This is a genomic window from Rubrivirga aquatilis (assembly GCF_046845665.1).
Classification (GTDB): Bacteria; Bacteroidota; Rhodothermia; order Rhodothermales; family Rubricoccaceae; genus Rubrivirga.
This window is the reverse complement of sequence record NZ_CP177355.1, coordinates 3,613,103-3,630,335: the sequence shown is the minus strand read 5'-3', so window position 1 is coordinate 3,630,335 and position 17,233 is coordinate 3,613,103. Positions and strand designations below refer to the sequence as shown.

Annotated in this window: 23 protein-coding genes; 20 read left to right on the top strand and 3 right to left on the bottom strand. The window is 72.3% G+C overall.

From position 1 onward, the window contains the following. Positions 1-8 precede the first annotated feature (8 nt). The 19 genes from ACLII4_RS16145 to ACLII4_RS16055 all read left to right on the top strand — a co-directional run bounded on the left by ACLII4_RS16145 (position 9) and on the right by ACLII4_RS16055 (position 13,435). A complete protein-coding gene (locus tag ACLII4_RS16145) occupies positions 9-1,160 on the top strand; it encodes a cysteine desulfurase family protein (RefSeq protein ID WP_412068421.1) in 1,152 nt (383 codons plus the stop codon). A 64-nt stretch (positions 1,161-1,224) separates the two neighbouring features. After that, positions 1,225-1,821, top strand: coding sequence for a DUF2480 family protein (locus tag ACLII4_RS16140; protein WP_412068420.1), 597 nt, complete (start codon positions 1,225-1,227; stop codon positions 1,819-1,821). Positions 1,822-1,900: 79 nt separating this feature from the next. Further along, positions 1,901-2,575: a hypothetical protein gene (locus tag ACLII4_RS16135; protein ID WP_412068419.1), complete on the top strand. Its 675-nt coding sequence runs from the start codon at positions 1,901-1,903 to the stop codon at positions 2,573-2,575. Positions 2,576-2,597: 22 nt separating this feature from the next. Further along, the gene (locus ACLII4_RS16130; RefSeq protein ID WP_412068418.1) at positions 2,598-3,011 is read left to right on the top strand and encodes a hypothetical protein; all 414 of its coding nucleotides are present in this window, start codon (positions 2,598-2,600) and stop codon (positions 3,009-3,011) included. Further along, positions 3,008-3,775 carry an SDR family NAD(P)-dependent oxidoreductase gene (locus ACLII4_RS16125; protein WP_412068417.1) on the top strand — a complete coding sequence of 256 codons (768 nt, stop codon included), beginning with the start codon at positions 3,008-3,010 and terminating at the stop codon, positions 3,773-3,775. The genes ACLII4_RS16130 and ACLII4_RS16125 overlap by 4 nt, the downstream gene beginning before the upstream one ends. A gap of 73 nt (positions 3,776-3,848) precedes the next feature. Continuing rightward, entirely contained in the window at positions 3,849-4,607 is a 759-nt protein-coding gene (locus ACLII4_RS16120) for a hypothetical protein (protein WP_412068416.1), read from the top strand. Continuing rightward, positions 4,604-5,401: a hypothetical protein gene (locus ACLII4_RS16115; protein WP_412068415.1), complete on the top strand. Its 798-nt coding sequence runs from the start codon at positions 4,604-4,606 to the stop codon at positions 5,399-5,401. Before ACLII4_RS16120 ends, ACLII4_RS16115 begins: the two co-directional genes overlap by 4 nt. After that, positions 5,398-6,168 (top strand): hypothetical protein, encoded by a 771-nt coding sequence (locus ACLII4_RS16110; protein WP_412068414.1) that lies wholly within the window; start codon positions 5,398-5,400, stop codon positions 6,166-6,168. The genes ACLII4_RS16115 and ACLII4_RS16110 overlap by 4 nt, the downstream gene beginning before the upstream one ends. Next, positions 6,165-6,968 carry a hypothetical protein gene (locus ACLII4_RS16105; RefSeq protein ID WP_412068413.1) on the top strand — a complete coding sequence of 268 codons (804 nt, stop codon included), beginning with the start codon at positions 6,165-6,167 and terminating at the stop codon, positions 6,966-6,968. Before ACLII4_RS16110 ends, ACLII4_RS16105 begins: the two co-directional genes overlap by 4 nt. 73 nt (positions 6,969-7,041) lie before the next feature. Beyond that, positions 7,042-7,806: a hypothetical protein gene (locus tag ACLII4_RS16100; RefSeq protein WP_412068412.1), complete on the top strand. Its 765-nt coding sequence runs from the start codon at positions 7,042-7,044 to the stop codon at positions 7,804-7,806. A 2-nt stretch (positions 7,807-7,808) separates the two neighbouring features. Further along, on the top strand, positions 7,809-8,834 hold the full coding sequence (locus ACLII4_RS16095) for a D-alanine--D-alanine ligase (RefSeq protein WP_412068411.1): 1,026 nt from the start codon (positions 7,809-7,811) through the stop codon (positions 8,832-8,834). A gap of 7 nt (positions 8,835-8,841) precedes the next feature. After that, a complete protein-coding gene (locus ACLII4_RS16090; protein ID WP_412068410.1) occupies positions 8,842-9,078 on the top strand; it encodes a hypothetical protein in 237 nt (78 codons plus the stop codon). 3 nt (positions 9,079-9,081) lie between these two features. Then, entirely contained in the window at positions 9,082-9,948 is an 867-nt protein-coding gene (locus ACLII4_RS16085; protein WP_412068409.1) for a hypothetical protein, read from the top strand. Continuing rightward, entirely contained in the window at positions 9,945-10,427 is a 483-nt protein-coding gene (locus ACLII4_RS16080) for a TlpA family protein disulfide reductase (RefSeq protein WP_412068408.1), read from the top strand. Before ACLII4_RS16085 ends, ACLII4_RS16080 begins: the two co-directional genes overlap by 4 nt. Positions 10,428-10,614: 187 nt before the next feature. Next, positions 10,615-10,947: a DUF6883 domain-containing protein gene (locus ACLII4_RS16075; RefSeq protein WP_412068407.1), complete on the top strand. Its 333-nt coding sequence runs from the start codon at positions 10,615-10,617 to the stop codon at positions 10,945-10,947. Next, entirely contained in the window at positions 10,944-11,165 is a 222-nt protein-coding gene (locus ACLII4_RS16070; RefSeq protein WP_412068406.1) for a DUF4926 domain-containing protein, read from the top strand. Before ACLII4_RS16075 ends, ACLII4_RS16070 begins: the two co-directional genes overlap by 4 nt. Then, positions 11,162-12,367, top strand: a complete 1,206-nt coding sequence (locus ACLII4_RS16065) for a KamA family radical SAM protein (RefSeq protein WP_412068405.1) — start codon at positions 11,162-11,164, stop codon at positions 12,365-12,367. The genes ACLII4_RS16070 and ACLII4_RS16065 overlap by 4 nt, the downstream gene beginning before the upstream one ends. Positions 12,368-12,533: 166 nt before the next feature. Further along, positions 12,534-12,932 carry a DUF1761 domain-containing protein gene (locus tag ACLII4_RS16060; RefSeq protein WP_412068404.1) on the top strand — a complete coding sequence of 133 codons (399 nt, stop codon included), beginning with the start codon at positions 12,534-12,536 and terminating at the stop codon, positions 12,930-12,932. A gap of 194 nt (positions 12,933-13,126) precedes the next feature. After that, positions 13,127-13,435, top strand: a complete 309-nt coding sequence (locus ACLII4_RS16055; protein ID WP_412068403.1) for a hypothetical protein — start codon at positions 13,127-13,129, stop codon at positions 13,433-13,435. 349 nt (positions 13,436-13,784) lie between these two features. On the opposite strand, the gene ACLII4_RS16050 is transcribed toward ACLII4_RS16055, so the two are convergent. The 3 genes from ACLII4_RS16050 to ACLII4_RS16040 all read right to left on the bottom strand — a co-directional run bounded on the left by ACLII4_RS16050 (position 13,785) and on the right by ACLII4_RS16040 (position 15,790). Further along, entirely contained in the window at positions 13,785-14,054 is a 270-nt protein-coding gene (locus ACLII4_RS16050; RefSeq protein WP_412068402.1) for a DUF4235 domain-containing protein, read from the bottom strand. Positions 14,055-14,194: 140 nt separating this feature from the next. Further along, positions 14,195-15,355 carry an arsenosugar biosynthesis radical SAM (seleno)protein ArsS gene (gene arsS / locus ACLII4_RS16045; RefSeq protein WP_412068401.1) on the bottom strand — a complete coding sequence of 387 codons (1,161 nt, stop codon included), beginning with the start codon at positions 15,353-15,355 and terminating at the stop codon, positions 14,195-14,197. 102 nt (positions 15,356-15,457) lie between these two features. Further along, the gene (locus ACLII4_RS16040; RefSeq protein WP_412068400.1) at positions 15,458-15,790 is read right to left on the bottom strand and encodes an arsenosugar biosynthesis-associated peroxidase-like protein; all 333 of its coding nucleotides are present in this window, start codon (positions 15,788-15,790) and stop codon (positions 15,458-15,460) included. A 142-nt stretch (positions 15,791-15,932) separates the two neighbouring features. Between ACLII4_RS16040 and ACLII4_RS16035 the strand changes: the two genes are divergently transcribed. Next, positions 15,933-17,078: a hypothetical protein gene (locus ACLII4_RS16035; protein WP_412068399.1), complete on the top strand. Its 1,146-nt coding sequence runs from the start codon at positions 15,933-15,935 to the stop codon at positions 17,076-17,078. Positions 17,079-17,233 lie beyond the last annotated feature (155 nt).

The following is a 17,233-nucleotide window of genomic DNA, read 5'->3' as shown; positions in this document are numbered from 1 at the left end:
CGCCCGCGATGCCCATTTACCTCGATTACAACGCGACGACGCCGGTCGATGACCGGGTCCTCGACGCGATGCTCCCCTTCTTCGGTGAGCACTTCGGAAACGCTTCCAGTGAGCACGCCTTCGGGTGGACCGCCGACGAGGCCGTCAAGCAAGCCCGCGAGCGGACGGCCCGGGTGATCGGGGCGACGCCCCGGACCATGTTCTTTACCTCCGGCGCGACCGAGTCGATCTCCCTCGCGATCCGTGGAGCCGGCGACATCTACGGCGGCCGCCGCCACCGCATCGTGACGGTCGCGACCGAGCACCGCGCCGTGCTGGCGACGTGCGAGGCGATGGAGCGCGAGGGCTACGAGACGACCTACCTCCCCGTTGACGGCGACGGGCTCATCGACCTCGACGCGCTCGACGCGGCGCTCAACGAGGAGACCTACGTGGTGAGCGTGATGTGGGCCAACAACGAGACCGGCGTGATCCAGCCGATCCGTGAGATCGCCGAGCGGGCACACCGGGCGGGCGCGCTGATGATGAGCGACGCGACGCAGGCCGTCGGCAAGGTGCCGATCTCGGTCAACCACGACGGCGTGGACCTGCTGGCGATGTCGGCGCACAAGGTGTACGGGCCGAAGGGCGTCGGCGCGCTCTACGTGCGCCAGCGCGGGCCGCGCGTTCGGCTGGAGCCCCAGATCACCGGGGGCAGCCAGGAGGGCGGGCTCCGCGGCGGGACGCTCAACGTGCCCGGCATCGTCGGGCTCGGGATGGCCTCACAGGTCGCGCGGCGCGCCCAGGCGGCCGACGCCGAGCGGCTGGCGGCGCTCCGCGATCGTTTCGAGGCGGCCGTGATCGACGCGCTCCCCGGCACGGTCGTCAACGGCGCCGGGGCCCCGCGCCTGCCCAACACCTCCAGCCTGCGGTTCGACGGCGTCCGATCGAACCACCTCCTGCCCGCCATGCACGGCGTCGCCGCCTCGACCGGCGCGGCCTGCCAGGCCGGCCACGACGCCCCGAGCCACGTGCTCGCGGCGATGGGGTTGACGCCCGAGCAGGCCCAGTCGACCGTCCGGTTCAGCCTGGGCCGCCCGACGACCGAAGCCGAGGTCGACGCCGCCGTCGGCCACGTTGTGGAGGCCGCCCAGTCCGCCCGCCGTCGCGTCGCCGCGTAAGGGAGTCGGGGTACGAGGTGCCGGTCTTTCCGCGTCGTACCCCGTACCACGACCCTGACTTCCCATGCTGACCGACCTCTCGACCGGCTCCGACGCTCCGATCGTCAACCGCGTCGCCGAGAGCGCCATCGAGACGCTCGACCTCGCCGCGATGGCGCCGCCCGTCCCCGCCGCCTTCGACCTGGCGCCGTTCCTCTACAAAGGCGTGGTGCTGCGCGAGCGGGAGTTCCGGATGGCCGTGAAGGCGCACGACTGGGAGACATATCGGGGCGAGATGGTCGCCGTGTTCTGCTCCGCCGACGCGCTCGTCCCGACGTGGGCCTACATGCTGGTCGCCGCCCGTCTCGACGGCGTCGCGGCCGGGGTGGCCGAAGGGACACCGGAGGCCGTTCGCCAGCGGGGCGTGGTCGCGGCGCTCGCCGATGTCGACTGGGAGTCGTACCGCGACGTGCCCGTCGTGGTGAAGGGATGCGGCAACGACCTCGTCCCGCTCGACGCCTTCGTGCAGGTGACGCGGAGGCTGCAGGGTGTGGCCTCGAAGGTCATGTACGGCGAGGCCTGCTCGTCTGTGCCCGTGTGGCGGCGCCCGGCGCCGAGCCCGCCCGCCAGCGGCGGAGTCGCGAAGCCTGCCGGCGCCAAGCCGGCCGGGCCGCCGCGCTAGCCCGGGCCGTCGAATTCGCGGACGGAGGCGGACCCCACCGGGGGCGGGGCGCGTTCCTACGTGTCTCTCGCCTGTTCTGTTGCTCCGACTCGCTCTCGCTGCTCTCCTTGCCCTCCCGGCCGCCGCGCAGGTCACGCCTCGCGCGCCGGAGGCCCCACCGCCCGACGTGGTCGGCGTGTGGGAGCTGGTTGCCGCCCGCGACGTGCCCGCCGACGACGCGCTCGTGTTCGCCCGGCTGGCGATCTCCGCCAGCGACGTCGAGGCGCTCTACGTGTACCTCGACCCTGACGACGGCGAGCTCTCGGGCCGGTTCGACGACGGCCGCTACGTCGTCTCCAACGGACAGCTCGTCATCCGCGATGGACGCTCGACGACGGTCTGGGACGCCGTCCGCGATGGCAACTTCCTGACCGTCCGCGACCTCGAAACCGGCGTCACGCTGCTGCTCCGAGAGGCGGACCCCGCCTCCGTCCGCGATCCGGCCCTCTTAGGGGCCTGGGAGGGCATCCGCGATGGCACCTCGTTCGCCGTCGAGTTCCGGCCCGACGGTACCGCCGTCGTCCGCCGGGGCAACGACGTAGACACGGGCGACTACACGGTCGCCGGGGCATACGTCTTGCTGGGGGATGAACCGGCCCGGTACACGTTCCGGCGCGGCACCGACGGCGCCCGCCAGCTCGTCGTCGAAGCCGACCGCGAGGCGTCCGTCCTCGATGCCGTCGCCCCGCACCAAGGGCCGCCACCCTCCCGTTGATCTCACCCACCCCGACTCTCCAATGCGCTCACTCGTCGTCGCCCTCGCCCTGCTCTCCGCCCCCGCCATTGCCCAGGCCTCGCCCGAGTCGGGCCCCGTCGAGGCGGCCGTCGTCGCCGACGATGTGGATCCCGCACTCGTCGGCGCGTGGTCGCTCGATGAGGTCGTCGAAGGTGGTCGGCTGGCGGTGCTCGGCGTCGCGGTCGAAGACATGACCTGCGCCTTCGGCGCTGAGGGCACGGCGCGGATCGAGATGGAGATGGTGCAGGACCTCGACCCCATCGTTCGCGAGCGCACGTTCACGTTCCAGACCGAGAACGGACAGATCGTGGTGCCCGACGACGACGCGGTGGCCTACCGGATGCTCGACGACGGGCGGCTCGAGATGACGACGACGGGCGGGCTCGTCGTGCGCTTCGTCCGCTCGCGCTCGTGACCATCGATCTGGAGGGGAAGATGGCGCTCGTGACGGGCGCTAGCCGGGGCATCGGGCGGGCCGTTGCACAGCGGCTCGCAGACGCGGGCGCGACCGTCGGCGTCCACTACGGGCGGAGCCGGGCGGCCGCGGAGGCGCTGGCTGAGGCGATCGGCGGGCAGGCCTTCGAGGCCGACCTCCGCCAGCCGCGTGCCGGGCAGGAGGTGTGGGAGCAGGCGGTTGCCGCCTTCGGCCACGTCGACATCGTTGTGGCGAACGCGGGCACCTTCGAGGAGGCCCCGCTCGACATGGGCCTCGACGAGTGGCTGGCGGCGTGGGACCGCACGATGGCTGTCAACCTGCGGTCGCTGGCGGAGGTGGGACGGGCCGCCGCACGGCACGCTCGCGCCCGGAGGGCCGCGGACGAGGCCGGCGTCACCGTCCGGCTAGTGACCGTCTCGAGCCGCGCCGCGTTCCGGGGGGACGACCCGGCGTACCTGGCGTACGCGGCCTCGAAGGGCGGCGTCGTCGCACTGACGAAGTCGCTGGCGCGGGCGGGCGGCGGGCTCGCGGCGTTCGGCGTCGCCCCCGGCTTCACCAATACCGACATGGCGGCGCCCTACCTCGCCGAGTTTGGGGAGGCCGCTGCCACCCACGGCGCCGCGCTCGACCAGCTCACCGAGCCCGATGACGTGGCGCCGACGGTTGTTTTCCTGGCCTCCGGGCTGGCGGACCACGCGACGGGCACGACCGTCGACATCAACGCCGCGAGCTACGTGCGGTAGGGGAGAGGCAGCGCACAGGGCGGGCCGTTCCTCCTGCATCCCTCCAGAGTGCCCTTCCGTAGGTTCGGGACCCATGCCCGACCTCTTTTCCGCCGACGAGGCCCGCGCCATCTTCGAGCGCGCCGCCCGCCGCCAGCACGCCGCCCCGGCACCCGACGGGCTCACGCTCGACGACCTGCTCACGATCGGCCGGGAGGCCGGGCTCGACCCGGCCCTTATCGCCGCCGAGGCGGCCGGGGCCCGGGTCCGCGAGCACGAGCAGACCACGTGGCACGGCGTCCCCGTGGGCATCACACGCTCGCGCCTGTTGCCCTCGCGCCTGACCGACGGCGAGTGGGAACGGGTCGTCGACACGCTCCGCGCCGAGTTCAAGGCGCCCGGCGTGACGGAGCAGATCGGCACCCGGCGCGAGTGGGCCTCCGCCGCCAGCCCCATGGCCACTCGCGTCACCATCGAGCGCCGCGACGAGGGCGACGTGGTGACGGTCGAGGTGCCTGATCAGAACCGGCCGGCGGGGCTCCTGCTGGGCGGCCTCTTCGGAACGATCGGCCTCGGGTCCATGCTTGCGCTCCTGGCGATCAACCCTAAGGCCGCCGTTGTCGGGGTGGTCTTCGGGATGATCGGCGCGCTGGCGTACGCGCTGCTGTGGCTCGCGGCCAAGGCGACCGCGAGCCGCACGCCGGCCCGGCTGGAAACCCTCCTCGACCGCGTCGACCTGATCTCGCGCAGCTACGACGCTCGCGCCGTCCCCGAAGGCCGGATCGACCCGGCACTGCTCGACGCCGACCCGCTCGACGTCGCCCGTCCCGACACTCGCACCCGCGTCCGATGACCCGCCGCTACTCCGAGGAAGAGGCCCAGCGCATCTTCGCGCTCGTCGCCGAGCGCCAGCGGACCGCCTCCGGCGTCGAGGGGCTGTCGCTGGCGGAGCTCGAGGAGGCCGCGAGTGCCGCCGGGCTCGACCCCGGGCTCGTGGCCGTCGCCGCCGCCGAGCTCGACTCGGCGCCCCACCCCGAGAAGACGCTGCTCGGCACGCCCACCGAGGTCATCCGCTCGCGCGTGCTCGACCGGCCGATCGACGACGACACGTGGGCCTCGATGGTGGGCGCCGCCCGCCGCGAGTTTGGGCAGCCCGGCATGGCGGGCCAGATCGGCCGCTTGCGCGAGTGGACCGTCATCAGCGGGGGCACAAAGAACGGGATCACGACGCGGCTGACCGTCGAGCCGACCGACCGGGGCGCTCGCGTCACGCTCTCGCGCTCGATCCGCGACACCGTCTTCGGGCTCACGCTCGCGTCTGGCATTCAGTGGGCGATGTCCGTGTTCTTCGGCATCATGTGGATGGCCGGGGTCGACACTGAGTTGTGGATCCCAGCCCTCATCCTGGCCTCCTTCGGGACGCTGTTCGGCGCGGGCATCCAGATCGGCGCGCGCGTATGGCGTCGCCGCGAGGCCCGCCGATTCGAGGGGCTATTGGACCGACTCGAACTCATCGCCCTCGACAGCCCGCCGACGGCCGCGTCGGCCTCTGCCGCGCCCGAAGGCCGCATCGACCCGGCGCTGCTCGACGTCGACGCGCCCGACACCGAGTCCGCCCGCGACGCGACCCGCGACCGCACACGATGAGCCGGTACTCCCAGGAGCAGGCCCATCGCATCTTCGCGCGGGCCGCCGCCCGCCAGCACACGGCGGCCGCGCCCGACGGCGACCTGTCGCTCGCCGAGCTTCAGGCCATCGGCCGCGAGGCGGGCATCGACCCCGCCCACATCGCCGCCGCCGCCGCCGAGGCCGACGCGCCGCAGGGCCCGACGTGGTTTGGCCACGCGCTCCGCAACCGCGCCGTTCGCCGCCTCGATACGCCCGCCGACGACGCCGCATGGGGGCGCGTCGTCGGCCACTTTCTCGACGACCCCGCGCTCACCGGTACCGCCGAAGAGATCGGCGACCGCCGCGTTTGGACCGCTGCCTCCGGCGCGCGCGTCACACTCGCGCCCGACGATGACGGCGCCGTGCTGACCGTCGACTCGCCCCGTGCCTCGCAGGACATCATCCTGTACGTGTACAGCGCGATGGGCGCGTTTCTTGGCGGGATCGGCCTGCTGGCGCATCTAGTAAAAGGGAAAGACGGGGGGCTGTGGATGGTCGCGATCGGCATCGCCCTCACCCTTGCCACGGCGCTGTGGGCGAGCCTGAGCATCCGCCGCCGCTCGCGCCAAGAGCCCGCCCGCACCGACCGGCTCGCCGACACGCTCGCCCGGATCGCGGACCCGTCCGCGAGCGCCGCCCTCGACGCACGGCTCGACACCGCCCCCCGCTCGCCTGCCCTCGACCTCGACGCGCTCGGCCCCACCCCCGAGGCTGGCCGCTCGGCCAACCGCGCCCGCACACAGTGACCGACCACTTTTCCGAAGACGACGCCCGCCGCATCTTTGCCCGCGCCGCCGAGCGCCAGCACGCCGTCCAGGCCCGGGGCGAGGGGTTGACTCTGGCCGAGCTCCAGGCCATCGGCCGCGAGGCCGGGCTCGACCCCGACCACGTCGCGGCGGCCGTCGCCGAGATGCACCTGCTTCCCGACGCCGAGCCCGTGCTGGTCTCCGGCGTCGACGTGACGCCCCGGCGCTCGCGCGTGTTGCCGGTCGAGCTGAGCGACGAGATGTGGGAGCAGTACGTCGCCCGGTTGCGCCGGACGTTCGGCACGAAGGGTGTCCCGTCGCAGGTCGGCCGGATCCGCGAGTGGCAGAGCCAGCCGGGCTCGATGCTCCACGTCGTTGCGGAGCCCGTCACGGGCGGCACGCGGATCACGATCGAGAGCTCGAAGGCGGCGTTCGTCCGGAGCGGCAATGGCCCCAACCACGGGCTGATTCCCGCCCTCGTGATCGCGGTCGTGATGTCGGCGCTCTTCGGCTTCGGCGATTTCGAGCCCCTCGTCTGGATCCTCCCGGTGCTGATCACCGCGCTCGGCGTGGCGTTCTGGTTTGGGATGCGCGCCCACCTCGCCCGGTGGACGGAGACGCGGGCGGGCCAGTTCGAGGCGCTGCTCGACCAGTTCGAGCTGATCGCCCGCGACCCGGCGCTCGCACCCGAAGCCACACCGGCGCTCGACTCCGCCCCCGCCATCGACCTCGACGCCCTCGGCGACACGCCAGCAGGGCAGGCACACGACGAGCCGATCAGACGCCGCCAGCGGGGGTGACGGGTGGTCCGGCGCGACGCGATGCGGACATCCGACCGTGACAGCCTAGATTCCCGCCCTTGCCGCTTGCCCAATGCCCCCACTTCCGCCCGACGCTCCGCTCGCCGAGCAGCCGCGCCACAGGCGGCTCAAGGCGCCGCGCACGGTGCGACGCGAGATCCGGCTGGAGACGCTCCACCCCGACGTGTGGGACGCGGCGACGGCCGCCGCCGAGAGGGCCTTCGGCCGGCCCGGCGTGACGGCGGGGACGCGCGCTGCGCCCCGGTGGACTGCGGGGCCGACGCGAGGCCGCAGCGAGATCGCCCTGTGGGGCGACGCCGACCGTGATGGTGTGCGGCTCGTCGCCGAGCACATCCGTCCCGAGTCGCGCCCCTATGTGCTGATGTCGGTGTTTCTGTGCATCCCGATCGGCGTGCTGGCGGCCGTCGTCTTGAGCGCCCGGACGGCCACGTTGGAGGAGTGGGCCGTCGTCGTGTCGCTGCTGGCCGTTCCATTCGTCGTGGCCGTCTGGGTCGGGGCCGCCGCGTGGGGGCAGACCCTGCTCGCGGGCCGACGCTTGCGACGGGTGATGGCCGTCGCCGCCCGCGCCGCGCGCACCGCCGACCCGGCACTCACCGCCGACGAAGCCGAGGCCGAGGCCTGGGACGACGCCCCCGAGCCCACCGTCGCCCTCGACGCGCTGCCGCCCGTGGGTCCGTCCGAGTGGCTCACCGCCGAGGAGATGGCGTCGTTGACACGTCGCGACGTCCGCGTTCGCCAGGCCCGCGTGGTCGCGCAGGCGACTGCTGAGCGCCAGCGCGCCGCGCCCGTCGCCCCGAGCGCCGCCGAGTGGCTCTAGCGATGCGCGTCGGCCTTCTGTTTGATCGCTTCGGCGACGCCCCCCGCCCGCCTGGCGCCCCGGACGATTGGGACGCGGAGTACGAGCCCGAGGAGACCGTCGCCGCGCTCGAAGCCGCGCTCACCCGTCTTGGACACACGCCGGTCCGCATCGGGAATGCCCGCGCCCTGCTGGCGGCGATGGCGCGCGGACCGCTCAGTCTCGACGCCGCCGTCAACATCGCTGAGAGCTACGGGAGCCGGAATCGAGAGGCCCATGTGCCCGTACTGCTGGAACTGGCGGGCGTCCCGTGCGTCGGGAGCGACGCGTTGAGCCTGTCGGTATCGCTCGACAAGCACTTGACGAAGACCGTGGTGGCCGCGGCCGGCGTGGCCGTGCCGGCGGGGGGCGCCGCCGCGCCTGGCGACGACGTGCGCGCACTCGCCGCCGGGCTCGCGTTCCCCGTCATCGTCAAGCCGCGCTACGAGGGGACGGCCAAGGGGATCTCTCGCGCCAGCCGCTGCGCCGACGCCGACGCGCTCGCCGCCGAGGCCGACCGCCAACTCGCGCTCTACGGCGACGTGGTCGTCGAGGCGTTCGTCGACGGGCCCGAGTTCACCGTCGGCGTGGTCGGGACAGGCGCCGATGCGGGAGCCTTGCCGCCGCTCCAGCGCGCCGTCGACCTGGCCTCCGGAATCGGCATCCACGCCCTCGACGAGGCAACCGACGACTACCGGCTCGATGGCGACCTCAGCGACGCCTTGGACGCCGCCCTCGCGGACGCCGCGCTCTCCGCCCACCGCGCCCTCGACTGCCGCGACTTCTCGCGCTCCGATTTCCGCGTAGGCGCCGACGGCCGGCCGGTCTTTATCGAGATCAACCCGCTCCCCACGTTCGCGCCCGACGGCACGTTCGCCATCCTCGCCGAGCTGGCGGGGCAGCGCTACGAGTCATTCCTCGCGGATGTGCTAGGCGCGGCGCTCACCCTCGCCGTGGAGTCGGCTCGAAACGATTCGGTGGGGGAGACCGCCAACACACCCGCCGCGTAGACCCGGCATGGACACACGCCCGACCTGTTCCTGCGGCCACGACCGCTACCACCACGCCATCCGTCCCGACCTCACGCACGGCGGCGGCGGGTGGTTCGCGCTGCTCAACGGGATGTCGAGCACGCCCAAAAAGATCGTGTTCACGTGCTCCGTCTGCGGCGACACGTTCGAGACGACGACCGACCCCGTGGTCCTCACGCAGTACCGGCGCTACCCCTACGTTCGCAAGCCCGAGGACGCCTGAGCCATGGCTGACCCCATCTACACTCCTGACGACGTGGCCGCGATCATCGCGCGAACCGCGGAGCGCCAGCGGGATGCAACGGAGCCGAGTGGGTCCCAGGGGCTGACGCTCGCCGAGGTCGAGCGGGCGTGTCGCGAGGCGGGCCTCGATCCAGCCCTCGTTCGCCAGGCCGCGGCCGAACTCGACGCCGGCCGTTTGCGCCCGAGCGGCGGCTCCGCGGCCACCTCGGTCGCCGAGCACTGGGTCGACGGACTCGCCACCGCCGAGGGTTGGCAGGACGCGTTCGACCACCTCCGTGTCCGATTCGGGCGGTCGGTCGCACTCGGTACGGCCGCTGAGATGCGGCGCGTCGGTGAGGGCTGGGAGTGGACGCACCAGACGCTGAGGGGGCTCCGGCGGACCGTCAGCGTGAGCCCTAGGGCGGGCCGTACCCGCGTTCGCGTGGTAACGGTCGACTCGGGCTTCGCCAATGAGCGCGTGCACGGGCGGGCGATAGGCGGACTCTTCGGGCTCGTCGCCGTCTTTCTCTTGGGCGGGCTCCTCTCCGTGGGGTTTGGGTTGACCGATCTCGCCGTTCAGGTGCCCCTTGCGCTGGCGTTGGTCACCGCTGTCGGCATGGGCGGGCTCATCGTCGCCCCTCGGATCCGGAGACGACGCGAGCAGCAGGCCCGCGACGGGCAGGATCTCGCCGAGGAGGTGGGCCAGTGGACCACCGCGGCCCCGCTAGCCCACGCGACGGAGCCCGCGCCGATCGATGCACACGCGGGCGGGGCCTCCGCCGCGCCCGCCAGCGAGCCTCTCCTTCGTCTCGACCTCGATGAGCCCGCAGAGGCGGAAGCACCGAGCGCTCACCGCACCCGAGTCCGATGACGCGCTGGCTGTTCCTGCTTCTGCTGGTGGCCCCCGCGTTCGCGCAGGCGCCCGCCGTCGGCGAGATCGCGCCCGGGTTCAAGGCGCGGACGCTGGCGGGCGACACGCTGGCGCTGGCGGACCTGCGGGGGCGGCACGTGCTCCTCGAGTTCTGGGCCACGTGGTGCGGCCCGTGCATCGCGGGCGCCCCCGAACTGACGGCGCTCTATGACTCGACCGACCGCGCGGACTTCGAGATCGTCGGCGTGGCGCTCGACGCGGCCGACGACGTGCACGCCTTCGTGAAGCGGTTCCGCCAGCGGTGGCCCCAGATCGTCGAGCCCAACCGGACTGGCCGCCCGGTGACAGACCTCTACGACGTGCGCGGCTACCCGACCTCGGTGCTGATCGACCCGGAGGGCGTGATTGTTTGGAGTGGCAACAGCGCGGGGGCGGACCTCCACGGGGTGATCGAGGAGGCGCTCGGTGCAAGCCACTGACTCGGCTGATGCTTGTGCCAGCCGGTGGGGGGAAGCTCAACAGCGGCGTGGGCTCAGCCCGTACGGTCGGGATAGCTAGTCGTCGGGGGTGCGGGCCCCCGCGAGGTACGGCGCCGTAGTGATTCCTACGTAGCCAGTGGTTCGTCACGCCCCGTTTTTAAGCCTGTCCCCCCGACCCACCCCCGACATGCTTCCCAACGCCGACCGAGCCCACGTCGACCTCCGCAAGCTCCGGGACTACTCGCTGTCGTCCGCGCACGACGTGGGCCAGCACAAGGCGCGCGTCTTCCGGGCCGCGCTGGGTCTCGGGGCGGCGGATGCCGAATGGTTGCGGGACCGTATTTTGGAGGGCGTCCGGTCGGCACAGGCCGTCGAGACGGGCATCTTCCCGTACGGCGTGCTCTACCGGGTCGACATCCCCGTCGAGACGGAAACCGGGGCGGCGACCGTTCGGACGGGGTGGATCGTCCGCTCGCACGAGTCGTTTCCACGACTGACCACCTGCTACGTCGTCTCATGAGCCCCTCCTTCAGCCTGCTCGACACGGTCGCCCTGCTGGACGATCTCCCCGCGCACGGCTTGGAGCGCGGTGAGGTCGGTGTGCTGGTCGAGACGCTCGCGGACGGCGTCTGGCTCGTCGAGTTCGTGGACGACGAGGGGCGCACGCTTGCGACGCCGGACCTCCGCGAGGAGCAGGTGCTTCGCCTCCGCGCGCCTCGGACGGCAAGCGCCGCGTGACCGCCCGCCCCCAGCACAACGGCTCCGACGCCGAGTGGAACGACTGGCGCTGGCAGATGCGCCACCGCGTCTCGACCGTCGAGGCGCTCGAGCGCTACATCGAGCCGACGGACGGCGAGCGCCACGCCATCGAGGCGACGGCCGGCGTCTTCCGGTGGACCATCACGCCGTACTACGCCAGCCTGATGGACCCGCTCGACGCGGCCTGCCCGGTCCGCCAGCACGTCGTGCCGCAGGCGGCCGAGGTGGCGCCCGACATCGTGGGCGTCGTGGACCCGCTCGACGAGGTCGGCCACAGCCCCGTCAAGAACCTCGTCCACAACTACCCGGACAAGGTGGCCTTCTGCATCACCTCGGAGTGCGCCGTGTACTGCCGCTACTGCCTGCGCAAGCGGATGGTCGGCGACGCGGACCACATGATGCGCAAGGACGACCTGCGCGACGGGCTGGCGTATCTCCGCGAGCACCCCGAGATCCGTGACGTGCTGCTCACCGGCGGCGACCCGCTGGTGTTCTCGGACGCCAACATCGACTGGCTGCTCGGTGAGCTCCGCGCGATTCCCCACGTCGAGGTCGTCCGGCTCGGGTCGCGGCTGCCCGTCGTCAACCCGATGCGCATCACCGACGGGCTGTGCGCCGTCCTCGCGCGGCACCACCCCGTCTGGCTGAACACCCACTTCAACCACCCCAAGGAGCTCACGCCGGAGGCCGTCGCGGCGTGTGAGCGGCTGGCGGACGCGGGCGTGCCGGTCGGCAACCAGTCGGTGTTGCTGGCGGGGATCAACGACGACGCGGGCACGATGCGCGAGCTCTGCGAACGGCTCGTGGCGGCGCGCGTGCGGCCGTACTACCTCTACCACGCCCAGCTTATCGGCGGGACGGCGCACCTGCGCACATCCATCGAGGCCGGCATGGACCTCATGCGCGAGCTGCGCGGCCACACCTCCGGCTTCGCGGTCCCGGCCTACGTGCTCGACACGCCCGATGGGAAGGTCCCGCTCACCCGCGATTACGTGCGCGGTCGGTCCGGCGACCACGTGCTCATGGAGACCACGCGGAGGACGCTGTGGGCTGAGCCCAACCCGTTGCCGCCCGGCTTCGAGGGGCGTCCGCTCCCGGAGGTCGCCCTGCCGCCCGATGTGCGGACCGTGCCGACGGGCGCGCCTCGGTTTGTCTACAGCGCGGACGCGCTGGAGACGTAGCCGGAGTCCCCGTTGGTGGCAGATTCCGGCCCTCTGAGGGCTTGCCGCGACCCCGAGGGGGCCGTTGAAGGTCTCTGCTCCGTTGCGCGAGGGGGCGGCCCTGCCGAGGCGGTCGGTCAGTCAGGGCGTCCGCTCTACGTTGGAGGTCCACCCACCCCGTTCTCCCATGACCCTAGACGCTGACCTGAACCTGATTGCCGTTCTCCTGGCCGTTGTTGCCGCCTTCGGCATCGGTGCTTTGTGGTACGGGCCCCTCTTCGGGGCGCGTTGGCAGATGTTGGCGGGGATCACCGACGAATCCGTCGCTGGCGTCAACATGGGGAAGGTCTACGGCTCTGCCTTCGCGCTGCAGCTGGTGGCCGTGGTCACGCTGGCGCTCGTGATGGGTGAGGCGACGGTGGTGGGCGGGGCGCTGATCGGGCTCGTGCTCGGCGGCGCGTTCGTGGCGACAGCGCTGGGCGTGACGTACCTGTTCAGCCAGAAGCCGCTGGCTCTGTGGGCCATCGATGCGGGCTACCACGTGACGTATTACACAGTCGCCGGCGCCATTCTGGGGGCGTTCTAGAACGCGCGACCCGATAGAGCCGGAGGCGTCGATGCGCTGGGGACCGAGATGGCACGGGGCACGTGGCCTGGGAGGACTCGGCGAGAGCGCTCCCTGGCCCGTCTCTCATGTTCCACGCCTAGGCGTCTCGGAGCGTGCGCCAGCAGGCGTTTGCTCCATCGGGTTTACACTGCGGGCTCACCACCGGCCCGCACATGAGGACCACGCTCCGCCGAATCGACCCCGGTTCGCTCGCCAAGGTCTACGCCGCTGTCTACGGCGCCATCGCCCTGCTATTCGCGCTACCCATCGGGTGCGCGTTCAGCGTGATCGGGTCCTCCGGCGAGATGGGCGCGCTCGGGGCCGGGATCGGCCTGGTCGCCATCATCGCCTACCCGGTGGCCGGGGTGATCGGCGGGTTCATCGCCGGGTTCTTGACCGCGTTCGTGTACAACCTGGTCGCCGACCGCATCGGCGGGGTGGAGATCGAGCTCGACGACTTGGATGAGATGGGCGTGTTTTGACCTGTCGGCAGCCCGAGTGAGACCCAACGCGCGCTGCCGTCGTCGACGCGTACGACATGGACCAGAGGACGCAACCTGAGCGGTGGGACCACGCCGTCGGCAAGGAGATCTTGCGGCGGTCATCCCCTCCAGCCACACCGTCCCATTTCGACTTGTCTCCAAGCGAGACGCAGGGTTCGCACGCTGTACAGCTACGGGCCTCTTCGGCTCTCACAGGGGTGACGACGAAGGACAGCGGGGCGGCCGTCGAGGCCCAGGCCGAGGGCGCGACATGCTCCGAGGGGAGGAACGAAGGGCCATGGCTGAGGAAGCGTGAGGAGCCCAGTCCCGCTTCGGGCCATCGCTCGGCTCAGTCGAAGCGGTCGGATGGGACGGACCCGTCGAGGAAGTACGCGGCGCTCCGGCGCGCGGCCAGCCGCGAGACGCCCGCGACGACGCTGGCGGCGACCGTCCAGACGAGCGCCTCGGTCCAGGCGGTCTCTGACGAGGCGGGGTTGAGAGGCGGGTCGTCGCCGGTGGCCGTGTTCCAGCCCCGTCGGAGGACGGAGCGCGTCAGGAAGGAGGCGGCGGTGGCGGCCAAGCCAGAGGCGAGGATCCAGCGGTTGCGGTCGGAGAGCATGGGAGCGGAGGCGGTGTCTGCCCGTCGTACGGGGCCGGCCCGAACGAGTCCCGCCCTGGCCGGGGCGAAACCGGACCAGGGCGGGAAATGGGGACACGCCTGAGCGCAGACGGGCGCGGGCACCATCGCTCGGGGCGCGCCTACGCCGTGGCCCCGCCGCAGGACGAGCCGGCGCCAGCGGTGCAACCGTAGCAGTGCCGCGCGGTCAAGATGGTCCGGGCCTGCCACGCGGCCAGGTCGAAGTCGGCGACGGTCGCGAACGGGACGGCCGCGTCCATCTCGAGCTGCTGGTTGAAGTCGCAGTCGTAGACCGCGCCGTCCCAGCCGACCGAGACGGTGTTGCGGCACATCAGCCCGTCGAGCGTCGCCGGGTTGTAGGCGTCGAGCAGGCGGTGCATGTAGGCGTCGAGCTGGCCCTTTTCCAAGAGCCACTCCAGGTAGCGGCTCATCGGCATGTTGTTGAGCGCGAAGAGCCGGTCGAACTGGACGCCGTGGTTGCGGTCGAGCGCTTCGTGCCACTCGCGCTCGGCCGACGCCTGGTTGCCGGCCAGAAACGAGCCGGTTGGGTTGGTGACGAGCGTGAGGACGCGGTCGGGGTGGCCCTGGCCGTAGCCGGCTTCGTTGAGCGCGCGGAGCGCGCGGATCGACTTTTGATAGGTCCCGTCGCCGCGCTGGGCGTCCGTCCCGAGTTGGCGGTAGTGCGGCAACGAGCACGCCACCTCGACGCCGCGCTCGGCGAACCACTCGGGCAGGTGCTGGTAGCGGCGGACCGTCAGAATCGTCAAGTTGCACCGGTCGATCACGTGGAGCCCGCGAGCGACGCACTCGTCGACGAGATACTCGAAGTGCGGGTTCAGCTCCGGCGCCCCGCCCGTGAGGTCGACCGTGTGGAGCGCCCCGCCGTCCGGGTGGGCCTGGATGTGGTCGATGGCCGCCAGACAGGCGTCGACGGCAGCCCGGTCCATGTTCTCGTCGGTCCGGTCCGGGCCCGAGTCCACATGGCAGTGCCGGCACGTCATGTTGCACAGCTTGCCGATGTTGATCTGGAAGATCTCCAGCGGGGCCGGCTTTAGGCCTTCGGCCCACCCGCTGGCGACCAAGTCGCGGTGGAAGCTGCCGGTGCCCGTCGGGCCCCCTGCGAGCGCGACGGTGTCGAGGGCGTCGAACTGGGCCGCAGGCTCCGCCAGCGGCGTGCGGCGCCCGTAGAGGCTCGTCGTCCGCTTCGGCCCGTCCATCACGTCCGCCAACAGTTCGGCGGAGAGGACAGGAAGGGGGATGGCTGCGCCGTCGCCGTTGGACATCGGGGGGAGGATCGGGGGAGAGCGTACGGGCGAGCCGCGCTCGATGGTCTGTCCCACACGAGCATGCGGGACCGTCTGACAGGTGGGGGCGTACCGCGACCGCTACATCGTCTGGGCCTTGACGCCGTCGAGCATCTGGAGGCCGTGCACCAAGCTGGCGCCGCCGCGGATGGCCGTCGCCACGTGGACCGCCTCCGTCATCTGCTCCAGGTCCGAGCCCTTCGCCAGCGAGTCCTGAGTGTAGGCGTCGATGCAGTACGGGCACTGGACCGTGTGGGCGACCGCGAGCGCGATCAGGGCCTTCTCACGGGCCGACAGGGCGCCGTCTTCGAACACCTTCCCGTAGTAGCTGAAAAAGGCGTCCGCGAGCGGCTTCGAGCCCTCCGCGATCTCGCCAAAGCGGGGGAGGTGCTCGGGCTTGTAATACGTGTCCACGGTTGGGCGGGGTGGGGGGGAGCCAAAACTAGTCGCGACAGGGATCGGCGACGGCGCGCGCGGTCGGAGGTGGGCGCTTGTGGAGCCCGCGCGCGGCGGATACCTTACCCGGTCTGCGTCCTGCGCCCCTCCGACCGCTCCCGTGCCCCTCTACGGCTGGTTCTTCTTGCTCCTCGTCCTGGCCGCCGTGGGCGTGTGGGCAGCCCGCCAGCGACGGCCCAAGCTCCCCGCGCACGCGCCGCCGCCACCGGACCCCGACGCGCTCGGCAGCCTGGGGCTCTCGGCTCCGCGCCCCGCCAGCGCGCGGCCGGCCGACCGTGACGAGGCCCGGTTCACCGACGACCCCGGACCCGTCTCGCGTCCCTCCGCATCTGTGGCCCGACCCGCCAGCACCGACCGCGTCGACGCCGACGGTGTCTCGGCGGTCCGCACGGCGACCCGCCGCCCGGCTGGCGCAACGGTCGCGGACGACGCGCCGTGGTCCGGCGAGGCGGTCCCGCTGCTGCTGGCGTCGCTGGCGGCGCACGCCGGCGGCCGTGTGGCCGTCGTCCGTCACGACGGCGACCGGCACCAGGTGATTGCGCGGAGCGACCGGGGCGTGCTCGTGCCCGTGGCGGGCTCCGCGCTGGCGCTCGACGAACCCGCCGACCTCCGGGCCGACGACCTCGGCGCGCTCTCGGCGATCGTCGGCGAGGACGCCCGCGCGGTGCCACTCGACGACGGCCGGGTGCTGCTCGTCGAGCGCGGCGACGCGTCCGCGGACCGCTACGCCGACCTGCTGGCGGCGCTCACCGAGATGCCGGCGCCGGCCGACGCCCCGACTCCCCTTGCTCGGGACGACGCGCCAGGGCCCATCTCCGACGAGCAGGTCGAGACATTGCGCCCCGTCCCCCGCGCCGAGATCATCGCCCAGGAGCAGCAGGGGGCCCTCGACGCCGACCGCCCGCTGGCGTTCGCGCTGGTGACGTTGGCCGACGCCGAGGTGCGGCTGACGCAGCACACGCCCGAGGCCGTCGCGCGGGCCGAGAGCGACCTCCGCGACCGGCTCGAGACCGCGCCCGATGTGCGCCGCGTCGAGCCGTTCGGCGACCTCCTGTTCGGGGCCTTCCTCGACCTCGCCCCCGCCGACGCGGCCGACTGGTGCGGTACGCTGGCCTCCGGCGAGCCCCCGCTGTTCATCGGCGCCGTCGCCCCGGCCGACGGCGACCCGGGTGCCATCCGCGACGCCGCCGCTCAGGCCCTGCGCGACGCCTACGACCAGCAGCGCGCACGCGTCGTGGAGGTCTGAGAGGGTGAGGGGCGAAGAGGGATGTGGCAAGGGGCGGCCAAGGAACTCTGACCCCCGCGAACGCTTCGACCCGAGAGCCCCCGAGCGCGCGTGCCGTCCGCGTTCCTCCCGTTGCAGGCGGAGGCGTGATCCATGAGCCTGTGCGTCCGTCGAGA

What these genes read in the sequence shown, in the direction of transcription:
- ACLII4_RS16145 (WP_412068421.1), top strand. Translation starts at nt 9, where the DNA reads ATGCCCATTTACCTCGATTACAACGCGACGACGCCGGTCGATGACCGG.
- ACLII4_RS16140 (WP_412068420.1), top strand. Translation starts at nt 1,225, where the DNA reads ATGCTGACCGACCTCTCGACCGGCTCCGACGCTCCGATCGTCAACCGC.
- ACLII4_RS16130 (WP_412068418.1), top strand. Translation starts at nt 2,598, where the DNA reads ATGCGCTCACTCGTCGTCGCCCTCGCCCTGCTCTCCGCCCCCGCCATT.
- ACLII4_RS16120 (WP_412068416.1), top strand. Translation starts at nt 3,849, where the DNA reads ATGCCCGACCTCTTTTCCGCCGACGAGGCCCGCGCCATCTTCGAGCGC.
- ACLII4_RS16115 (WP_412068415.1), top strand. Translation starts at nt 4,604, where the DNA reads ATGACCCGCCGCTACTCCGAGGAAGAGGCCCAGCGCATCTTCGCGCTC.
- ACLII4_RS16110 (WP_412068414.1), top strand. Translation starts at nt 5,398, where the DNA reads ATGAGCCGGTACTCCCAGGAGCAGGCCCATCGCATCTTCGCGCGGGCC.
- ACLII4_RS16100 (WP_412068412.1), top strand. Translation starts at nt 7,042, where the DNA reads ATGCCCCCACTTCCGCCCGACGCTCCGCTCGCCGAGCAGCCGCGCCAC.
- ACLII4_RS16095 (WP_412068411.1), top strand. Translation starts at nt 7,809, where the DNA reads ATGCGCGTCGGCCTTCTGTTTGATCGCTTCGGCGACGCCCCCCGCCCG.
- ACLII4_RS16090 (WP_412068410.1), top strand. Translation starts at nt 8,842, where the DNA reads ATGGACACACGCCCGACCTGTTCCTGCGGCCACGACCGCTACCACCAC.
- ACLII4_RS16085 (WP_412068409.1), top strand. Translation starts at nt 9,082, where the DNA reads ATGGCTGACCCCATCTACACTCCTGACGACGTGGCCGCGATCATCGCG.
- ACLII4_RS16080 (WP_412068408.1), top strand. Translation starts at nt 9,945, where the DNA reads ATGACGCGCTGGCTGTTCCTGCTTCTGCTGGTGGCCCCCGCGTTCGCG.
- ACLII4_RS16075 (WP_412068407.1), top strand. Translation starts at nt 10,615, where the DNA reads ATGCTTCCCAACGCCGACCGAGCCCACGTCGACCTCCGCAAGCTCCGG.
- ACLII4_RS16070 (WP_412068406.1), top strand. Translation starts at nt 10,944, where the DNA reads ATGAGCCCCTCCTTCAGCCTGCTCGACACGGTCGCCCTGCTGGACGAT.
- ACLII4_RS16060 (WP_412068404.1), top strand. Translation starts at nt 12,534, where the DNA reads ATGACCCTAGACGCTGACCTGAACCTGATTGCCGTTCTCCTGGCCGTT.
- ACLII4_RS16055 (WP_412068403.1), top strand. Translation starts at nt 13,127, where the DNA reads ATGAGGACCACGCTCCGCCGAATCGACCCCGGTTCGCTCGCCAAGGTC.
- ACLII4_RS16050 (WP_412068402.1), bottom strand. Translation starts at nt 14,054, where the DNA reads ATGCTCTCCGACCGCAACCGCTGGATCCTCGCCTCTGGCTTGGCCGCC.
- arsS (WP_412068401.1), bottom strand. Translation starts at nt 15,355, where the DNA reads ATGTCCAACGGCGACGGCGCAGCCATCCCCCTTCCTGTCCTCTCCGCC.